At 64.1% G+C, this 16,601-nt stretch carries 14 protein-coding genes and 3 tRNA genes; 11 read left to right on the top strand and 6 right to left on the bottom strand.

Annotated features, from left to right (window positions below):
• Positions 1-17: 17 nt before the first annotated feature.
• Positions 18-1,352 (bottom strand): GAF domain-containing sensor histidine kinase, encoded by a 1,335-nt coding sequence (locus EA187_RS15185; RefSeq protein WP_127780807.1) that lies wholly within the window; start codon positions 1,350-1,352, stop codon positions 18-20.
• Between the two features lie 254 nt (positions 1,353-1,606).
• On the opposite strand from EA187_RS15185, the gene EA187_RS15190 reads away from it, so the two are divergent.
• From EA187_RS15190 to EA187_RS15210, 5 genes are all read left to right on the top strand, one after another.
• Positions 1,607-1,960 carry a cell division protein ZapA gene (locus tag EA187_RS15190; protein ID WP_127780808.1) on the top strand — a complete coding sequence of 118 codons (354 nt, stop codon included), beginning with the start codon at positions 1,607-1,609 and terminating at the stop codon, positions 1,958-1,960.
• 114 nt (positions 1,961-2,074) lie between these two features.
• Positions 2,075-2,686, top strand: coding sequence for a 5-formyltetrahydrofolate cyclo-ligase (locus tag EA187_RS15195; RefSeq protein WP_127780809.1), 612 nt, complete (start codon positions 2,075-2,077; stop codon positions 2,684-2,686).
• Between the two features lie 3 nt (positions 2,687-2,689).
• The gene (rny, locus tag EA187_RS15200) at positions 2,690-4,387 is read left to right on the top strand and encodes a ribonuclease Y (RefSeq protein ID WP_206524396.1); all 1,698 of its coding nucleotides are present in this window, start codon (positions 2,690-2,692) and stop codon (positions 4,385-4,387) included.
• Positions 4,388-4,441: 54 nt separating this feature from the next.
• Positions 4,442-5,773 (top strand): tyrosine--tRNA ligase, encoded by a 1,332-nt coding sequence (tyrS, locus tag EA187_RS15205; protein ID WP_115603615.1) that lies wholly within the window; start codon positions 4,442-4,444, stop codon positions 5,771-5,773.
• Positions 5,774-5,783: 10 nt separating this feature from the next.
• Positions 5,784-7,724 carry a methyltransferase domain-containing protein gene (locus EA187_RS15210; protein WP_127780810.1) on the top strand — a complete coding sequence of 647 codons (1,941 nt, stop codon included), beginning with the start codon at positions 5,784-5,786 and terminating at the stop codon, positions 7,722-7,724.
• Positions 7,725-7,887: 163 nt separating this feature from the next.
• Here EA187_RS15210 and EA187_RS15215 read toward each other — a convergent pair.
• From EA187_RS15215 to EA187_RS15225, 3 genes are all read right to left on the bottom strand, one after another.
• Positions 7,888-7,960, bottom strand: a tRNA-Glu gene (locus tag EA187_RS15215).
• Positions 7,961-8,043: 83 nt separating this feature from the next.
• Positions 8,044-8,116, bottom strand: a tRNA-Glu gene (locus tag EA187_RS15220).
• 1 nt (position 8,117) lies between these two features.
• Positions 8,118-8,190 (bottom strand) — tRNA-Lys (locus EA187_RS15225).
• Between the two features lie 332 nt (positions 8,191-8,522).
• On the opposite strand from EA187_RS15225, the gene EA187_RS15230 reads away from it, so the two are divergent.
• Positions 8,523-9,125, top strand: a complete 603-nt coding sequence (locus EA187_RS15230; RefSeq protein WP_115603617.1) for a hypothetical protein — start codon at positions 8,523-8,525, stop codon at positions 9,123-9,125.
• On the opposite strand, the gene queD is transcribed toward EA187_RS15230, so the two are convergent.
• Positions 9,110-9,475 carry a 6-carboxytetrahydropterin synthase QueD gene (gene queD, locus EA187_RS15235; RefSeq protein ID WP_115603618.1) on the bottom strand — a complete coding sequence of 122 codons (366 nt, stop codon included), beginning with the start codon at positions 9,473-9,475 and terminating at the stop codon, positions 9,110-9,112. The two genes, EA187_RS15230 and queD, sit on opposite strands and share 16 nt — an antisense overlap.
• A 122-nt stretch (positions 9,476-9,597) precedes the next feature.
• On the opposite strand from queD, the gene EA187_RS15240 reads away from it, so the two are divergent.
• From EA187_RS15240 to EA187_RS15260, 5 genes are read left to right on the top strand one after another with little or no spacing between them, the layout of a single operon-like run.
• Positions 9,598-11,490 carry a bifunctional homocysteine S-methyltransferase/methylenetetrahydrofolate reductase gene (locus EA187_RS15240; RefSeq protein WP_206524397.1) on the top strand — a complete coding sequence of 631 codons (1,893 nt, stop codon included), beginning with the start codon at positions 9,598-9,600 and terminating at the stop codon, positions 11,488-11,490.
• 41 nt (positions 11,491-11,531) lie between these two features.
• The gene (gene cysK, locus EA187_RS15245) at positions 11,532-12,458 is read left to right on the top strand and encodes a cysteine synthase A (protein WP_115604480.1); all 927 of its coding nucleotides are present in this window, start codon (positions 11,532-11,534) and stop codon (positions 12,456-12,458) included.
• Between the two features lie 42 nt (positions 12,459-12,500).
• Entirely contained in the window at positions 12,501-13,343 is an 843-nt protein-coding gene (gene cysE, locus EA187_RS15250; protein WP_115603620.1) for a serine O-acetyltransferase, read from the top strand.
• Positions 13,344-13,392: 49 nt separating this feature from the next.
• Entirely contained in the window at positions 13,393-14,196 is an 804-nt protein-coding gene (locus tag EA187_RS15255) for an outer membrane lipoprotein-sorting protein (RefSeq protein ID WP_164856308.1), read from the top strand.
• Positions 14,193-15,932, top strand: a complete 1,740-nt coding sequence (locus EA187_RS15260; protein ID WP_127780813.1) for a hypothetical protein — start codon at positions 14,193-14,195, stop codon at positions 15,930-15,932. The genes EA187_RS15255 and EA187_RS15260 overlap by 4 nt, the downstream gene beginning before the upstream one ends.
• Positions 15,933-16,026: 94 nt before the next feature.
• On the opposite strand, the gene EA187_RS15265 is transcribed toward EA187_RS15260, so the two are convergent.
• Positions 16,027-16,593: a hypothetical protein gene (locus EA187_RS15265; RefSeq protein ID WP_115603623.1), complete on the bottom strand. Its 567-nt coding sequence runs from the start codon at positions 16,591-16,593 to the stop codon at positions 16,027-16,029.
• Positions 16,594-16,601 lie beyond the last annotated feature (8 nt).

Consider the following 16,601-nt stretch of genomic DNA (forward strand, 5'->3'; position numbering starts at 1 on the left):
AGTCATCATGGCGAGCTCTAGCTGGCGGGGGAGTGCAGCGGAAGATCGAGGATGAAGGTGGAGCCCTTGCCCAGTTCACTCGTCACGCGAACCTGACCACCGAGGCTCTCGGCGTAGGAGCGCACGATCCACAGCCCGAGCCCCATTCCCTTGGTCTGTCGCGAGGAAATCACCCGCTCAAAACGCTCAAAGATCCGCTCGCGGTCGCCCGGGGCGATGCCTTCTCCGCGGTCGATGACCTCGACGCAGGCACCGGAGGCGTCGCCGGAGACACGCACCTCAATGGGCTGGCCTCCGCCGTATTTGATGGCGTTGGAGACCAGGTTGGTCAGGATGTGGTCGAGGCGATCCAGGTCCCAGATGCCGTGCACGCCGTGCGGCGCGCTCAGGGTGAGCTGGCAGCCGGCGTCTTCGAGTGCCTGCGCAAAACGCGAGATCACATCGTAGGCCACCGCAGAAAGATCGCAGGGACCGAGCTCCGGGGTCATGCCACCATCGATGATGCGTGAGACGTTCATCAGCTGGTCGATGAGGCGGTCGAGGCGGTTGACCTGCCGGTCGACCGCGCCGAGGCGATCGACCACCATCTGCGGGGTGAAGCTCTCGGGGTCGCGGGTGGCAAAGCGCCTCAACATCTGGGCATGCAGCTTCAGCGTGCTCAAAGGGGTGCGCAGCTCGTGGGCGGCGATGGCGATGAAGGTGTCGCGGGCTTTGACGGCTTCGTCGAGCTCGGCGTTGGTCTTTTGAAGCGAGTGGTAAAGACGGGCCGTCTCCACTTTCATTGCGGCGTGGGAGGCGATCCACTCGATCAGCGCCAGATCGGTCTCGTTGTAGGCGGCCGTGGTGGTGTGGCGGCCCATTAAGAGGGCGCCGATGCAGTCACCCTCGGTGGTGACCATCGGCGCGGCGATCAGGCTGTGGATGTCGATCTCGAGATCGACGCTGGCTCCGGCGGGCAGGTGAGGCTCGAGCAGGCGCGGGTTCCAGCGCGGGCGAAAGTAATACTCGCGCCGCGCGATGATGCGTTCGATCAGCCCGTCGCCGGCGCGGCTCTCGCCGGACGAGAACGCGCGGTGCAACGCGGCCAGCGCGTCGGGGTTGGGGTGAAAGGCCGCCGCCGGAAACACGCCGCGCGCCTCATCAACCAGGTAGACGATGCACAGATCGAAGACCACATCGGCCGTAGCTCGCGCCAGCCGGCGCAGCACCGTGCCGTAATCGAGCTCGGTGTTGGCCATCGCCCGGTAGAAACGGATCTGGGCATCGGCCTCGGTGCGCTCGCTGAGCTCTTCGGATCGATCGTCGAGACCCTCAGAGCCTTGCTCCAGGGTCTGCGAGGGGTGGTCGGCCATACAAACTCCACAAAAGGGGGTGGCACGCGACGCCTCCAGTGTAGCAGAGGTTGGCCGGATCGAAAGGGGAGCGCCCCGGGAGCCTGCAGGGAGCAAGATTTGCGTATGCCGGGCTGTTACGACTCTGTTTTGGGGTTGCCGCCCGGCTTCCCACGCTCTAATAATTGGGGCGCCTCCCCCCGGGGGCGATTTTGTCGGCAGCGCTTCTGGCGCGGCCTTTTTTTCGAGAGACGACTCGAAGCTCGGAGGTGCACGTGAGTTCGCAGAGTACGAAGACCGGTTCAGGCCGCCGCGCGCCCACGTCCGTCTCGGATACCGCTTCGGGGTCGGGACCGATCCAGATCGAGATCCGTGGCCAGAAAATGACGATTCGAAGCGATCGCGACGCGACCTTCGTTCGAAACCTGGCGCGATATATCGACCATAAAGCTGAGGAGCTGCAAACGGCCGCTCCCAGTGCGCCCATAGATAAGTTGATGATGTTGGCCAGCATGAACGTGGCCGAGGAGCTCTTTGAGGCCCGAGAAGAACTGCATCGCATGCGTGTGCAGCTTAAGGAGACCACCGAGACGCTCGTTGATTTGATCACTCAGGTCGAGGAGGCCTGAAGGCGCGATCGAAGTTTAGCTATCCCACCCCCATCGCGGTGTCTGAGCCCACGCCGAACTTCTGAGCTCGCATGAGGTCATTTCAATGAGACGACCTCAAGGACGAGTGCAGCGGTGAGCCCAGCAGACGCCCGAAGGTTGCAAAAGACGCGCTTGCGAAATGAGCTTCGCGCGCGACGTCGGGCGTTGGATGTGCCCCTGCGTCAGCACGCGGCAGAGGCTCTGTGCGCGCGCCTGATGGCGGTGCCGCACTTCTTTGCTGCGCGTCATATCGCCGCGTACTGGGCCCACGGAGCGGAGCTCAGCGTGGCCGGCGCGCTCTACGAAAAAGTCAGCCAGGGGGCTCAGGTCTATCTGCCGCGGGTCAACGCCTCCGACCGCCTCGACTTCGTCGATGCCGGCGGGCTCGACGGTCTTCAGCCGGGCGCCTTCGGCATTATGGAGCCGGAGGGGCCAGCCTGCGATCTGAGCCGTATCGAGATCTTTCTGGTGCCGGGGCTCGGCTTCGACCCGCGCGGCCATCGCCTCGGCTCGGGACGCGCGTACTACGACCGCGCTCTGGCCGGCGTCACACACGCCTTACTGATCGGTGTGGGGTACGACTGGCAGCTCATCGATGAGGAGCTGCCCGAAGAGGCCCACGACCGTCCCATGGACATCATCGCGACGCCCAAACGCTGGCACGTGCCGGCGCAGGCGTCGTCTTTACATACATCGAAGGAGTAGGACATGGAGCTGATGCTCTATTTGATCGTCGGCGGGATCATCGGGGTGGTGCTTGGCACGCTCATGGCCCGTACCCGCGCCCAGGCTCAACAGCAGGAGCTCGTCGACCAGCGCGTTGAGGCGCTCAAGGACGAAACGGTCGAGAGCACGCGTCGGCGCGTCGAGAGTGAGGTGCGCGCCGAACTCACCGAGAGCGTGCGCGCCGAGCTCGTGGAGAAGTTCAGCGCCGAGGCCAAGAGCGAGGCCAAAGCCGCCGCCCAGCGCATCAAGCGCGACGCGGACGCGGAAGCCGACAAACGCGTCAAAGATGCCGAGATCACATCGCGTGAGCTTGTACTCGCGGGCCAGAAAGAGGCCGAGGCTGAGCTCAAAAGCCGCCGTGCCGAGCAGCAGAAGATCGAGGAGCGTCTGAGCAACCGCGAGTCCAACCTGGACGCCCGCGCCGAGCGCCTCGATGAGCGTGAAGAGGCTGTGAAGACCCGCGAGCAGCAGGTCGCCGAGAGCGAGGCGCAGTTCTCCTCCCGAGAGCTGGAGCTGGAGCGTCAGCGCGGCGAGGTGGAGCTCGTGTTGGAGAAAGTCGCCGGGTACAGCGCCGAGCAGGCCCGCGCCGAGCTCGTCGCCCGCATGGTCAACCAGGCTGAGCTTGAAGCGAACCGTAAGATCAAAGTCATCGAAGAGCAGGCCGAAGAAGAGGCCGACAAGCGCGCCCAGAAGATCATCAGCGTGGCCGTGCAACGCTACGCCGGCGACTTCGTCGCTGAGAAATGTGTCAGCGTGGTCAGCCTTCCCTCCGACGATATGAAGGGGCGCATCATCGGCCGGGAAGGCCGCAACATCCGCGCGCTGGAGGCGGCCAGCGGCGTCGATATCATCATCGATGACACGCCTGAGGCGGTGATTGTCAGCGGTTTTGATCCGGTTCGCCGCGAGATCGCGCGCCGCTCGCTCGATAAGCTCATCGCCGACGGCCGCATTCACCCCACCCGCATCGAAGAGGTGGTGGCGAAGACCGACCAGGAAGTTGCCCAGAGCATCAAAGAGGCCGGCGAGCAGGCCGCCTTTGAGCTGGGCATCCACGGGCTTCACCCGGAGCTCATCAAGATGGTCGGGCGGCTTAAATACCGCACGAGCTACGGCCAGAATATGTGGTCGCACTCCATCGAAGTTGGCTTTCTGTGCGGGCTGATGGCCTCGGAGCTCGGCGTGAACGTCAAGATGGCTCGGCGCGCGGGGCTTCTGCACGATATCGGTAAGGCGCTCACCCACGAGCAGGAAGGTAGCCACGCCATTATCGGCGCCGACCTCTGCCGCAAGTATGGCGAGCATGAGATCGTGCGCAACGCCGTAGCCGCCCACCACAACGATGAGCCGCAGAACTCGGTGATCGCTCACCTGGTCATCGCATCGGATGCCCTGAGCGGCGCGCGCCCCGGTGCCCGACGCGAGATCCTGGAGACCTACGTCAAACGCCTCGAAGATCTGGAGCGCATCTCCATGGGCTTTAAAGGCGTGGAGAAGACCTACGCCATTCAGGCCGGCCGCGAGATCCGTGTGATGGTCGAACACGGCAGCATCGACGATGCCGGCGCGTTCGCGCTCAGCCGCGACATCGCCCGCAAGATCGAAGACGAGCTCACCTACCCGGGGCAAATCAAGGTCACCGTCATTCGTGAGACCCGCGCCATTGACTACGCACGCTGATTTTTTTGGCGCGTAAGTTCTTGAAAGAAAAGATCATTCGGAGTTGGAAGAGCCATGACGCAAGAACCCACTGAGTTTCAAAGCGACGTCCTCAAAGAACTCGCCTGGCGAGGATTCATCTACCAGCAGACCCACGAGGAGCTCGATGACGAGCTGAGCAAGGGGCCGATGACGCTCTATTGCGGCTTTGACCCGACGGCCTCGTCGCTGCACGTGGGCAACCTCGTGGGAATCATGGGGCTGGCGCATTTCTACCGTCACGGTCACCGCCCCCTGGCGCTGGTAGGCGGGGCGACCGGCCTGATTGGCGACCCTTCCGGGCGCAGCACCGAGCGTAATCTGCTCGATGAGACGACCCTGCAGGCCAACCTTTCGAGCATCGGCGCGCAGCTCAAACGGGTGCTGGGCGCGTCGCGCACTCTGCACCGCGAGGGCGATGCGAAGGCCGGTGAACCGGTGGCGATGGTCAATAACGCTGACTGGTTCAAGCAGTGGAGCTTCATCGACTTTTTGCGCGATGTGGGCAGGCACTTCCGCGTCAACCAGATGCTGGCCAAAGACTCGGTGCGCGCGCGCCTGGAGGAGCGGGAGCAGGGCATCAGCTACACCGAGTTCAGCTACATGCTGATTCAGGCCTACGACTACCTGCACCTCAACCAGAACGAGGGCTGCCGCCTGCAGATTGGCGGAAGCGATCAGTGGGGCAACATCACCGCCGGCGTCGACCTGACGCGCCGACGCACCGGCGAGTCGACCTTCGGGCTGACCTTCCCGCTGATCACGGCGGCCGACGGCACAAAGATCGGCAAGAGCTTAGGGGGCGCGGTCTACCTCGACGGGGAGATGACCAGCGCGTACGCCTTCTACCAGTACTGGATCAACCAGGGGGATGCGGACTGCGGGCGTTTTCTGCGCCTCTTTACCTTCCTGCCGCAGGAGGAGATCGAGGCCCTGGAGGCGAAGATCGAGGCCGGCGAGAACCGCGGTGAGGTGCAGCAGATGCTGGCCCGCGAGGTCACCACGCTGATTCACGGCGAAGAGGAGTGCGAGAAGGTCATTCGCGCAAGCCGCATGCTCTTTGGCGAGAAGATCGAGGGGCTCAACGACCGAGACTTAAGCTCGATTTTCGCCGAGGTTCCCTCCACCGAGGTGGCGCGCGCGTCCCTGGAGGCCGGCGAGCTGGGGCTCCTGGATGTGCTGGTGAATACCGGCCTTCAAACCTCCAAAGGTCAGGCACGCCGACTGCTTGAGCAGGGCGGGGTGTACATCAACAACGAGCGCGTCGACGACGTGGCCAAAGTGCTTGGTGAGGCCGATCTGGCCAGCGAGTCGATGCTGGTCCTGCGCGCCGGCAAGAAGCGCTACCATGTGGTGCGTTTTGTGTGAGTGAGCCCGAGTGAGTGAGACCAGCGCCGGCGAAGAGGGGGCCTGGAAGATCGCGCTGGCGCTAAGCGTGGTGCTCACGCTGTCGGTGGCGCTTTGCGAGCCGGCGCCGCGTGAGGCGGTCGGGCGATTTCTGGGCGTTGTGGGGCTGAGCGCGCTCCTGCTGGGGTGGGGCGTGCGGGGGGGATGGACGTGGCTGAACGGGGGGCCGCGCTGGCGCGCAGTGACGGTGATTGCAGGGGGGGCGCTGGCGCTGCGCCTGGCGGCGTGGATGGCCCCGGTGTCGCTCTCCGATGATGTGTGGCGCTACGTGTGGGACGGGGCGATCGTGGCCGCCGGCGAAAACCCCTACGCCGAGACGCCGCGCGAGCGGGTAAGGCGCGTGCAGGGGGAGTTTGACGGCGTGTCCGATGAGGTCGACCGGGCGGAAAGGGCGGAGCTTGAGCGGCTGAACAGCCCCGACTATCACACGGTGTATCCGCCCGGGGCGCAGGCGGTCTTTGCTTCTGCCACCATCGCTGCGGGCTGGCTGGGAGGTGTATCGGAGCGGTGGTTGCGTCTGGTCTTTGTGCTGGCCGATCTTCTGGCGGTGCTTCTGATCGCGCGCGCGCTCCTTGCGATGCGGCGCGCGGTGGGGTGGGCCGCCCTCTATGCCTGGCATCCGCTTGTGGTGTGGGAGGTGGGAGGCGGGGGGCATACCGAGGCGCTGGCGGTGGGGCTGATGGTGGTCCTGGTGCTGATGCTGGGCCGAAGTCGTCCCTGGATGGTCGGTGCGGTGATCGGTCTGAGCGCGCTGGCCAAACTTACCTTTCTCATCGTCAGTCCGCTGGTGGGGGTCGCGTTATGGCGGCGAGGACGCTTTCGTGATGCGCTCATCGCTGCATGTGTGGCGGTGGGTGTGGTGGTGGCGGGCTATATGCCCTTCTGGTTCGAGGATCTGATTGCGAACCAGCGAGAAAGCGTCGCGCTCTACGCGGGCGTCTTTTCTTTTGATGCGCCGCTTTACTACGCGGCGCGCTACCTTCTGGGCTACCGCGAGGGGGTGAGCGATCCGGTCACCCATATCCTCTCGCCGGCGTTGCAGCTGGCGACGATGGCGACTCTTGTGGCGGCGACACTCTGGCAAGATGGCAGCCGCCGGCGCCTGGCCTCCTCCATGGTCGTGGGCTGGGCGGGCTATCTTGTGTTTAACCCGGTGCTGCATCCCTGGTACGCGCTGGGTCTGCTGGCCGCGGCGGCGCTGGCCGGGAGCTGGTCGGTGAGTCTGGCAGGGTTGGCGCTGATGCTTTCGTACCTTTTTTATGATCCGGCGGTAGGACGCCCCGAGGAGATCGCGGTGATGGTTGTGCAGAGTGTGTGGGCGGCGGCGGTCGTGGGCTGGCAGATGGGGCCCCGGGCCATAACGTGGGCGTTGCGCCGTCGAGCGAAGACGAAGTTCGATGCGGTGAGGCCTTACCTTCGGCCCGGTGATCGGGTGCTCGATCTCGGAGCTGGCGAGGGTTTTGTGGGGGCGCTTGTGGCTGAGGCGGGCCATGAGGTCGTGCTGGCGGAGGTCGACGACCGCAATCGCACCGCGCTTCCCATGGTCACCTACGACGGGGAGTTCCTGCCGCTCGACGACGATCAGTTCGATGTGGCGATCATCGCCTATACGCTTCATCACGCGCGGCACCCCGATCAGGTGCTGGCCGAGGCGGCGCGCGTGGCCCGGCGTCTGGTGATTCTGGAGACGGTCTATGAAAGGAGCTGGGATCGGCGCCTGGTGACCTTTCTTGATCACAGCGCGAACCGCCTGCGGGGAATGGCCCCCGAGCCCCTCTATTTTGACCGAGTGGAGGGCTGGCTGGAGCGTCTTCAGGCCCGCAGTCTCAAGGTGCTCACCTGGAGGTGGCTGGGGCGCGGGGTGCATCGCCACGTGATCATCGTGGCGGATCGCCAGGGCGCACAACGCTGAAGTAGCCGGGCATGCATCCGAAAGGCGGCTGACTGCGGGGAGGGGGACCGCCCGGGCACCTGAGCGCAAAGGTGCGAAAGGGCCTTCGTATGCAAGAAGGGCACAGCGCAGGATGTGCAAAAACAAAAAAAACCGACCAACATATGTTGGTCGGTTTCTTGAGCGTCCCCTACGGGATTCGAACCCGTGTCGCCGGCGTGAAAGGCCGGTGTCCTAGGCCTCTAGACGAAGGGGACATTCAGCCCTTAAAGGGCTGAAGATCCTGCTATGTGGTACTACATGGTACAGACGTGGTCACTGTGAATCTGGTGTGACCAAGCGTCCCCTACGGGATTCGAACCCGTGTCGCCGGCGTGAAAGGCCGGTGTCCTAGGCCTCTAGACGAAGGGGACGTGAGCCGTGGTGGGCTCGAACCACCGACCCGCAGATTAAAAGTCTGCTGCTCTACCAACTGAGCTAACGGCCCAACATGTTTAACAATCAACCGTGGTTGAGAGTCAAACCACCACCGGAGCTTGGTGTCTCCGGCTGTTTCGTTTCTGGGGTTTCCCCCGAAACGGAAGCTATATCTACAGCTGCCCCCCCGGGGTGTCAACGGGTTTCTGCAAAAATTATCCGCTCAGAGCATAATTTTTCCGGGGTTTGGTGGATTCGTAAATGATTTCAGGTGTTTAGGATTAAGGTGTCCGGGCTGCGGGGGCCGGGGAGATGGGGATCATGCGTCTTGGGTCGATGTTTGATAGGATCGCGAGCGCAGGGCCACCGGGCTTTGAGCGCGCAGGCGGGGGGAATGCGGCGATGGCATCGGCGGCTTCAATTCAGGAGGTCTCGTTCTTCGAGCTTGCAGCGCGGTTGGAGATGGCACGCAGAAAACAAGGACGCTGGAGGGACCGCCGCGACACCGTGCCCGCACGTCGCAAGCGCCGTCGTTTGCATCGTCGCGACTTTCCGGCCAGCCAGGTCTACGAGCCTGCGCCCGTCGACCCGCGCCTGGCCACACGCGGGGTGCAGAGCCGCCTCTTAGGCGCAGCGGGGTTGGCCGCGCTGACCGTGGCATGTGTGCTGGCGGTGATTTTTGCCCCCGGATTTTCGTATGACATGGTCTTTCTGCTGACGATGGGCACCGGCTCACTGGGCCTGGCCATCGCGCTGATTATGGGGGCCAGGCGCGAGGAGATCGTGCACGGCATCGCCCATCGGCTCAGCGACGAGTCCGGAGAGCCGCAGCGGGCGCTGCGCCTGGACTTGCGGGATCTTGGCGAGGACGGATCCCTGCTGCTGGAGGGACCCGAACAGGTCGATCCCGATACCTGGAGCTGGGAGCTGGCAAACCCTGCCCGTGGTGAGCAGGTGCTTGCCGAGCGTCCCACAGGCCAGCGGCCCCCTTACTCCCCGCGGTAGATGCAGCTCGACTCGCAGGTCTCGTGGATCTGCAGGCTGTGCAGCTGGGGAAGCACAGGCTTGATACGCTCCCACATCCATCCGGCGAGCACCTCGGAGGTGGGGTTCTCGAGACCTTCGATCTCGTTGAGGTAATAGTGATCGAGTTGTTCGACGATCAGCGGCTTTACGGCCGCCTTGATATCGCCATAGTCCAGAAGCCAGCCCATCTCGGGGTCGACCTCCCCGCGCACCGTCACGGTGACGCGGTACGAGTGGCCATGCAGACGCTGGCACTTATGCCCTTCGGGCACATGGGGGAGGCGGTGGGCAGCCTCAAAACGAAACTCTTTAACCAGCTCGACGATCATAACTAAGGTCTGGGGCAGGGAGGGGAGGTTGGGGGCATGGAGCCCGGGACGCTTCTCGACTATAGTGCCGGGCGCAGATCGCGCAGTCCGTAACGTAAGCCAGTGATGTGAGTCAAATCCAGATGCAATCACCCTTTTTAAAGGCGCTCGCTGCCGGTCCCATCGTCTTTGACGGTGCAATCGGCACACAACTCTACGAACGCGGTATCTACATCAATAAATCCTTTGATGATGCGAACCTCTCGCGGCCGGACCTTGTGGCAGCGGTTCATGCCGAATACGTGAGCGCCGGCGCCGAGGTGATCACGACCAACACCTTCTCTTCGAATCGCATCAAACTCAAACGCCACGGGCTGGAGGAGCGCGCCGCCGAGATCGCCCTGGCCGGAGCGCGGATCGCACGGGAGGTCGCCGGCGATCTGGCGCTTGTGGCCGGGTCGGTGGGGCCGACCGGACGCACCCCGACGATGCTCACCGAGCGCGAACTCGACGAGATGCGCCAGGCCTTTCGCGAGCAGATCGCAGCGTTGGCCGAGGGCGGCGTCGATGTGATCGTGCTGGAGACCTTTCGCCAGCTCGCCGAAATTCGCATGGCGCTGGAGGCGGCGCGCGAGGTCTGCGATCTGCCGGTGATCGCACAGATGAGCTTTGACGGGGAGCGTCGCACTGGCGACGGGGCAGACCCCGAGCGGGTGGCGATGCTGCTGGCCGACTGGGGGGCCGATGTGGTGGGCGCCAACTGCATGGAAGGGCCGCACGTGCTCTACGACGTGGTCGTGGACATGCTCAGCTGCGGTCTTCCGGTGATCGCCCAGCCCAACGCCGGGTATCCTCGAAAGGTGGATGAGCGCCTCGTCTATATGGCGACGCCCGAATATTTCGGTGTGTACGCGCGCCGCTTCTTTAAGGCCGGGGTGCGCCTGGTAGGCGGGTGCTGCGGCACCGGCCCGGATCACATTCGTCAGGTTGCGGCGGCAGCGCGCATGCTCGGCGGAGGGCGCGCCAGCGTGGAGGTCAGCACCGCACGCATGCCCCGGAAGGAGGTCGAGCCGGAATGTGTGCAGAGTCAGAAGGCGCCCACTCGTCTGGCCGAGAAGATCGAGGCAGCGCATCGCTCGCGAGCCGTCGGGGAGCCTGTGAGTCGCGAGAACTTCGTGGTGAGCGTGGAGGTCAACCCGCCCTCCGGGCTGCGCGCCGATCGCGCCATTGAGGCTGCACGCATGCTCGTCGAGGGCGGGGTGGATGTTATCAACATCGCCGATGGTCCGCGCGCCTCGGTGCGTATGGCGAACTGGGCGCTGGGGCGGATGCTTCAGGAGTCACTCGATATCGAGGTGATCTTGCATCTGTGCGGCCGCGACCGAAACCTGCTCGGATTGCAGTCAGATGTGCTGGCCTTTGAGGCGCTGGATCTTCGCAACCTGGTGGTGATCACAGGCGATCCTCCCAAGGTAGGCGACTACCCGCACGCCACGGCGGTCTTCGATCTGGATAGCGTGGGGATCTTGCGCATGATCGACAACTTCAACCATGGGGTCGATCCGGCCGGAAAGCCGGTGGGGGATGCCACCGCGTTTTATTGTGCGTGTGGGGCCGAACCGGCCGCCGCCGACTACGAGCGGGAGCTGCGCCGCCTGGAGTTGAAGAAGGCTGCCGGAGCACGTTTTGTGATGACCCAGCCTGTCTATGATCCGGCGGTGCTCGATCGTTTTCTGGCCGACATTGAGCACCTGGATCTTCCGGTGCTGGTGGGGCTTTTGCCCCTGGCGAGCGCGCGAAACGCGGAGTTTCTGCATAACGAGGTGCCCGGGATGGCCGTGCCCCTGGAGGTGCGCGAGCGTATGCGCGCCGCCGGCACCGGGCAGGCCGCGCGCGCCGAAGGCGTTCGCATCGCCCAGGAGACGCTGGAGGCGGTGGGCTCGCGGGTGGCCGGAGCTTATATCATGCCACCTTTCGGCCGTTATGAGGCCGCCCTTGAGATCTTGAGTTGTCTTCCCGGCTACGCCACAACCTGATGGCCTTTGAGGAGGCGCGTCTATCGGCGCGCAAATACGCTATGACGATTTACGAGAGCATCGTCGACCTGGTGGGGAAGACCCCGTTGATTCGGCTGAACAAAGTCACCGCAGACTGTCCCGCGGAGATCGTGGGCAAGGCGGAGTTTTTCAATCCGCTGGGAAGCGTCAAAGATCGCATTGGTGCGGCGATGGTCGCCGATGCCGAGGCACGCGGTGCGCTAAAGCCGGGCGGACTTATCGTGGAGCCGACCAGCGGCAACACCGGCATCGCGCTGGCCTTTGTCTGCGCCTCGCGTGGCTACAAACTCGTGCTGACGATGCCGGACACCATGAGCCTGGAGCGGCGCACCCTGCTCAAGGCGCTGGGCGCTGAGCTTGTGCTTACCCCCGGCTCGCTCGGGATGCAGGGCGCGGTGGAGGAGGCCCGACGGATGGTCGAGTCGACCCCGGGGGCGATCATGCTTCAGCAGTTTCAGAACCCTGCCAACCCGCAGAGTCACGCCGAAACTACCGCCGACGAGATCTGGACGGGCTGCGAGGGACGCATCGACGCCATCGTCACAGGCGTGGGCACCGGGGGCACCATCACCGGGGTCACGCGCACATTGAAGCAGAGAAACCCCCACTTTAAAGCCATCGCCGTGGAGCCCGCCGGCAGCCCGGTGCTCTCCGGCGGGGTGGCAGGGCCGCATAAGGTACAGGGGATCGGTGCGGGCTTTGTGCCCGATATCTTTGAGAAGGAACTCATCGACGAGATTCTCACCGTCGAAGACGACGAAGCCTTTGAGATGGCCCGGCGCCTGGCCTGTGAAGAAGGTCTGCTGGTGGGCATCAGCGCCGGGGCCAACGTCGCCGCTGCCATTCGTGTGGGCCGCCGCCCGGAGTTTGCGGGCAAGCGCATCGTGACGATGCTCTGCGACACCGGTGAGCGCTACCTCTCCACGCCTCTTTTCCGCGAGCTTTAACGCCCGTCACCCCCGTGGCTCAGGACCCGGCAGGACATCATCATGAAGTTGAGACGACCCAATCCCCAGCTCAGCGCCAGCCCTCCGGGCCAGGAGCGCCGAGGCGTGCTGGGATTTTTTAAAGACGCCATTGAGGATATTCAGGCGGTGCGACGCGGCGATCCGGCCGCGCGCACTCTGACCGAGGTGGTCACCACCTACCCCGGCCTGCACGCGCTGTGGATGCACCGCCTCTCCCATCGTCTCTGGATACGCGGCCACCACCTGGGCGCACGTATGCTCAGCCATTACGGCCGTCACCTCACCGGTGTGGAGATTCACCCGGGGGCCGTCATCGGCCGACGGGTCTTTATCGACCACGGTATGGGTGTGGTGATCGGGGAAACCTCGGTGGTGGGTGATGATTGCCTGATCTACAAGGGCGTGGTGCTCGGCGGTACCAGCCTCAAACGCACCAAACGCCACCCCACCATCGGCAAGGGGGTGACCATTGGCTCCAACGCTTGCATCCTGGGCGCGGTCACCATTGGCGACGGCGCGCGGGTGGGCAGCGGCTCCGTTGTGGTCAAAGACGTGGAGGCCTGCGCCACGGTGGTGGGCATCCCGGGACGCGTCGTCTCGCGCGAGCAACGCAAAAGCGTGGGGCCGCCGGATCTCGATCACGATCGCCTCCCCGACCCGATCCAGCGCATCGTGCGCGATCTTCTCGACCATATCGATAGCCTCTCCAACCGTCTGCATATCCTGGAGCAAGTCGTTGACCTGAGTCCCGAAGAGCTTGCCGAGAAGCTGGAGCGTCACGAACTTCAAGACGCCCTGGAGCAGGAGTTTTTGAACGCCTATCAGGACGATGACGTCGAAGAAGGCACCAAACCCGCCGGCTAACCGGCGATCCCCGTCCAGGCTCTGAGCCAACCTTATTATGGGAGTGATGATGGCTACCTTTGCACCAACCCGACCTCTTGTAGCGCTGGGCGCAGCGCTGCTTGTTTTTGGCCTGGCCCTCACCGCTTCAGCTCAGGATGGCGGCGAGCTGAGCGCTCAGGAGCTCATCGACCAGGCGATGGAGCGCAACGCGCTGGGCTTTGACTCCGGCCGCGCCCAGATCACGCTCATCGTCTACGATCGGGCCGGGGAGCGGAGAGAGCGGCGCCTGGATGTCCGCTCGCGGCGAGCCGATGAGCGTGGCGCGACGCGCGTCGAGCTCACCGATCCGCCGGAGGTCCGCGGCCAGTCCTTTCTCTTTGTAGAGCAGGCCGAAGGTCAGGACGATGTCTGGATGTACGTGCCCGCCTTCAACGTCACACGCAGGGTGGAAGGGCGGCAGAAGCGCGGCGCATTTCTGGGCACGCATTTTACCTTCGCCGATCTCGAAAGCCGCGATCTTCGTGAAGCCACCTACCGCCGCCTCCCCGACGAGACCATCGGTCAGACGCCGGTCTACGTCATTGAGGCTCGCCCCACCGACGCCTCGGCCAGCGATTACAGCCGCGTGGTCACCTACCTGCGCAAAGAGGATCAGATCCCGATGCGCACACGCTTCTTTGGCAAAGACGGGGAGTTGGAGAAGACGCTTTTTAGCGAAAAGCTCAACACCGCCGAGGGCGGTCGTAGTTATATCGAGCAGATGACACTGCGCTCGGAGCAGGGCGGCTATACGACGATTGTGATCAACGCGCTCGATCCCAACGTGGAGCTGCCCGAATCGGTCTTCAGCCGCGAGGACCTGGGTCGGTGATACGTCCTGATGTGCGTCCATGGTGGGCGGGGTTGGTGCTCGGGGGGGCGATCGTGCTGGGGAGCCTCCCGGGGGCAAGGGCTCAAGAGATTCTCTACGACCCGGAGAACCCCGCCTTTGAGGATGAGACTCGCCCGACCGGGGAGGAGGAGAGCGACGAGACACCGGGTGAATCAGGGGAAGGGGAGGTGCTTTATGACCCGGAGAATCAGGGGTTTGAAGACGAAACAGACGGAGCGCCGGCGCTCCGAGAGCCCTCTGCGTCAAACGCCACCACCTCATTTCAAAACACCGAACTCACCCTGATCGCAGGCACCGGCATCTTCGTCGATCTTGCCAGCGACGCACCGGGCGAAGACCTTTTTGAGACGTCGACCGAGCTCGGTCTGTCGATCGCCCACGACGCCTCGGCCAACCTTCGAGCCGTGATGGGCGCGCGTGTCTCTCACCGCGCCGCGCGCCCCGAGGGCGGCCCGTGGCGGGCGTATGACGAGATTGCGCTCGATGAGGCCTACATCCTCTGGCGCAAAGGTCGCTGGCGCCTGGCCCTGGGCAACCTGCGCACGCCCTGGGGAAGCACCGACATCACTCGCCCCGGCGACGTGATCAACCCCACAGACCTGCGCTCGCCAGGCAGCGCCGGCGCGTTCGGTGCGACCCTCCCGCAGCTCACCGCGGAGGTCACCTACGCCTTTGATGCCTGGACCTTAAGCGCGCTCGTCGTGCCGTTTTTTAGACCCAACGATGTCGCGCTTTTTGGTCAGGACAGCGCGCTGGCCACTCGCCAGAACCCTTTTATCGCCGAGCAGCTGCCCTTTGTGCTGCTCGCTCAAGACCTTCTCGACCCTTCGGTCTGGCCCCATGCGCAGCCCTTGCTTCAGGCCACGCGTCGACCGATGGCCACTCCCGCCAACATGAGCGCCGGGCTGCGTGCGACCTCCACGCTGGCCAACACCGATCTGGGGCTGGGCGTCTTCTACGGCTGGGACCGCACCCCGAAGATCATCATCGACGAGGATCTGCGCACCCTGCTCAGCATCATTGCCGAAGACGGGCAGTTCTTCGCTGATTTCGACGCTATCGGTTTTACGGCCCGAAACCCGGAGACCCTTGCAATGTCTCAACGTATCTCGGCAAAAGCTGAGACGGGTCAGACGCTAATGAGCGCGGAGTTCCAGCGCCGACTGACGCTGGTGGCCGACGCGGCGCGCTACATCGGCCCCATTGGAGTGCGCGCCGATGTGGCGTTTTCGCCAGGGCGTATCTTCTACACCACCGAGTTTGAGCCGGTGACCCGCGCCAGCGTGTTTGCGGCGCTGGGCCTCTCGTACGAACGACTTTTGAGTGATGAGCGCGCGCTGGCACTCACGCTCGAGGGCTTCTGGCTGCATCCTTTTGCGGCCGAAAGTGCGGTGCAGCGCCTTTTTCATCCGAGCGGGGAGGGCGGTGCCGAGACGCGCCTTCTCCTCTTCGAGGGCGGCTACTACGGTGTGGCCGGCGCGCTGAACTGGGGGACCGGTTTTTGGAAGATCGATGTGCAGGGCGGAGCGCTGCTCTCGCTGGCACCGGGTGATGTGATTGCCCAGATCGCTCTGGAGCGCCCCATCGTCGGCGGGGCCCGCGCGCGGCTGAGTGCCAACGTCTTTGCCGGCCCCGATCCGGCCGAAACACTTAGCCTCGGCGGGGTGTGGTCAGCCAACGATCAGATCGCGCTGAGCGTCGTCGGTCGCTTTTAAGGGCCTATGGCACATAAAAAAACGCCGGTCCTGCGAGTGAGGACCGGCGCATCGTGATCTTCTGCGGACACGCCGCGGGGGTCACCGTTGTGACCTAGCCCTGCACACCAAAAAGACGCGCGAAGTCGTCGAGCAGGGCGCTCTCTTCTTTGTTGATGGGGTTGGTCAGCCCGAAGAAGCCGCCGGAGGCGGCGGCCACGGCCTTGCTCCAGTTCATGACGTTTTGCCCCATCTCTCCCTCGGGATCTTCGTCGATCAGGTGGGCGATGACGCTGTTGGCGCGGCTGAAAAAGAGGTCGGTGGGCTGCTCTTCGAGGAGCATTTGCAGGAAGTTGCTGGCAGCGCTCTCATCGGCGATACCAAAGCGGCGCGCCAGCTCCAGAACTTTATCGCCCTCGGCGGTGGAGATGCTTCCGTCGGCCCAGGCCATCTGAATCAGGGGCACCAGCGGCAGGACGCGGGCGGTCTCCGCATCGAAGCCCAGCTCCATGGCCTCGGCGGCCACGTCATCCCGGGTGTTGAGCGATGCGGCGATCGCCTCACGCTCCTGCTGACGAATGGCTTCGAGCTGCTTTTCGCGGCGAAGACGCGCCAGCTTCTCGCGTTCTTGTTGCTGGATGTACTTTTCTTCTTCTTCGCGCGGGGTGTTTTTATCAGCCATGGCTCAGC

The organism is Lujinxingia sediminis (assembly GCF_004005565.1).
Classification (GTDB): Bacteria; Myxococcota_A; Bradymonadia; order Bradymonadales; family Bradymonadaceae; genus Lujinxingia; species Lujinxingia sediminis.

What these genes read in the sequence shown, in the direction of transcription:
- cysK (WP_115604480.1), top strand. Translation starts at nt 11,532, where the DNA reads ATGACGATTTACGAGAGCATCGTCGACCTGGTGGGGAAGACCCCGTTG.
- EA187_RS15185 (WP_127780807.1), bottom strand. Translation starts at nt 1,352, where the DNA reads ATGGCCGACCACCCCTCGCAGACCCTGGAGCAAGGCTCTGAGGGTCTC.
- EA187_RS15240 (WP_206524397.1), top strand. Translation starts at nt 9,598, where the DNA reads ATGCAATCACCCTTTTTAAAGGCGCTCGCTGCCGGTCCCATCGTCTTT.
- EA187_RS15230 (WP_115603617.1), top strand. Translation starts at nt 8,523, where the DNA reads ATGGCATCGGCGGCTTCAATTCAGGAGGTCTCGTTCTTCGAGCTTGCA.
- EA187_RS15265 (WP_115603623.1), bottom strand. Translation starts at nt 16,593, where the DNA reads ATGGCTGATAAAAACACCCCGCGCGAAGAAGAAGAAAAGTACATCCAG.
- cysE (WP_115603620.1), top strand. Translation starts at nt 12,501, where the DNA reads ATGAAGTTGAGACGACCCAATCCCCAGCTCAGCGCCAGCCCTCCGGGC.
- tyrS (WP_115603615.1), top strand. Translation starts at nt 4,442, where the DNA reads ATGACGCAAGAACCCACTGAGTTTCAAAGCGACGTCCTCAAAGAACTC.
- rny (WP_206524396.1), top strand. Translation starts at nt 2,690, where the DNA reads ATGGAGCTGATGCTCTATTTGATCGTCGGCGGGATCATCGGGGTGGTG.
- EA187_RS15255 (WP_164856308.1), top strand. Translation starts at nt 13,393, where the DNA reads ATGGCTACCTTTGCACCAACCCGACCTCTTGTAGCGCTGGGCGCAGCG.
- queD (WP_115603618.1), bottom strand. Translation starts at nt 9,475, where the DNA reads ATGATCGTCGAGCTGGTTAAAGAGTTTCGTTTTGAGGCTGCCCACCGC.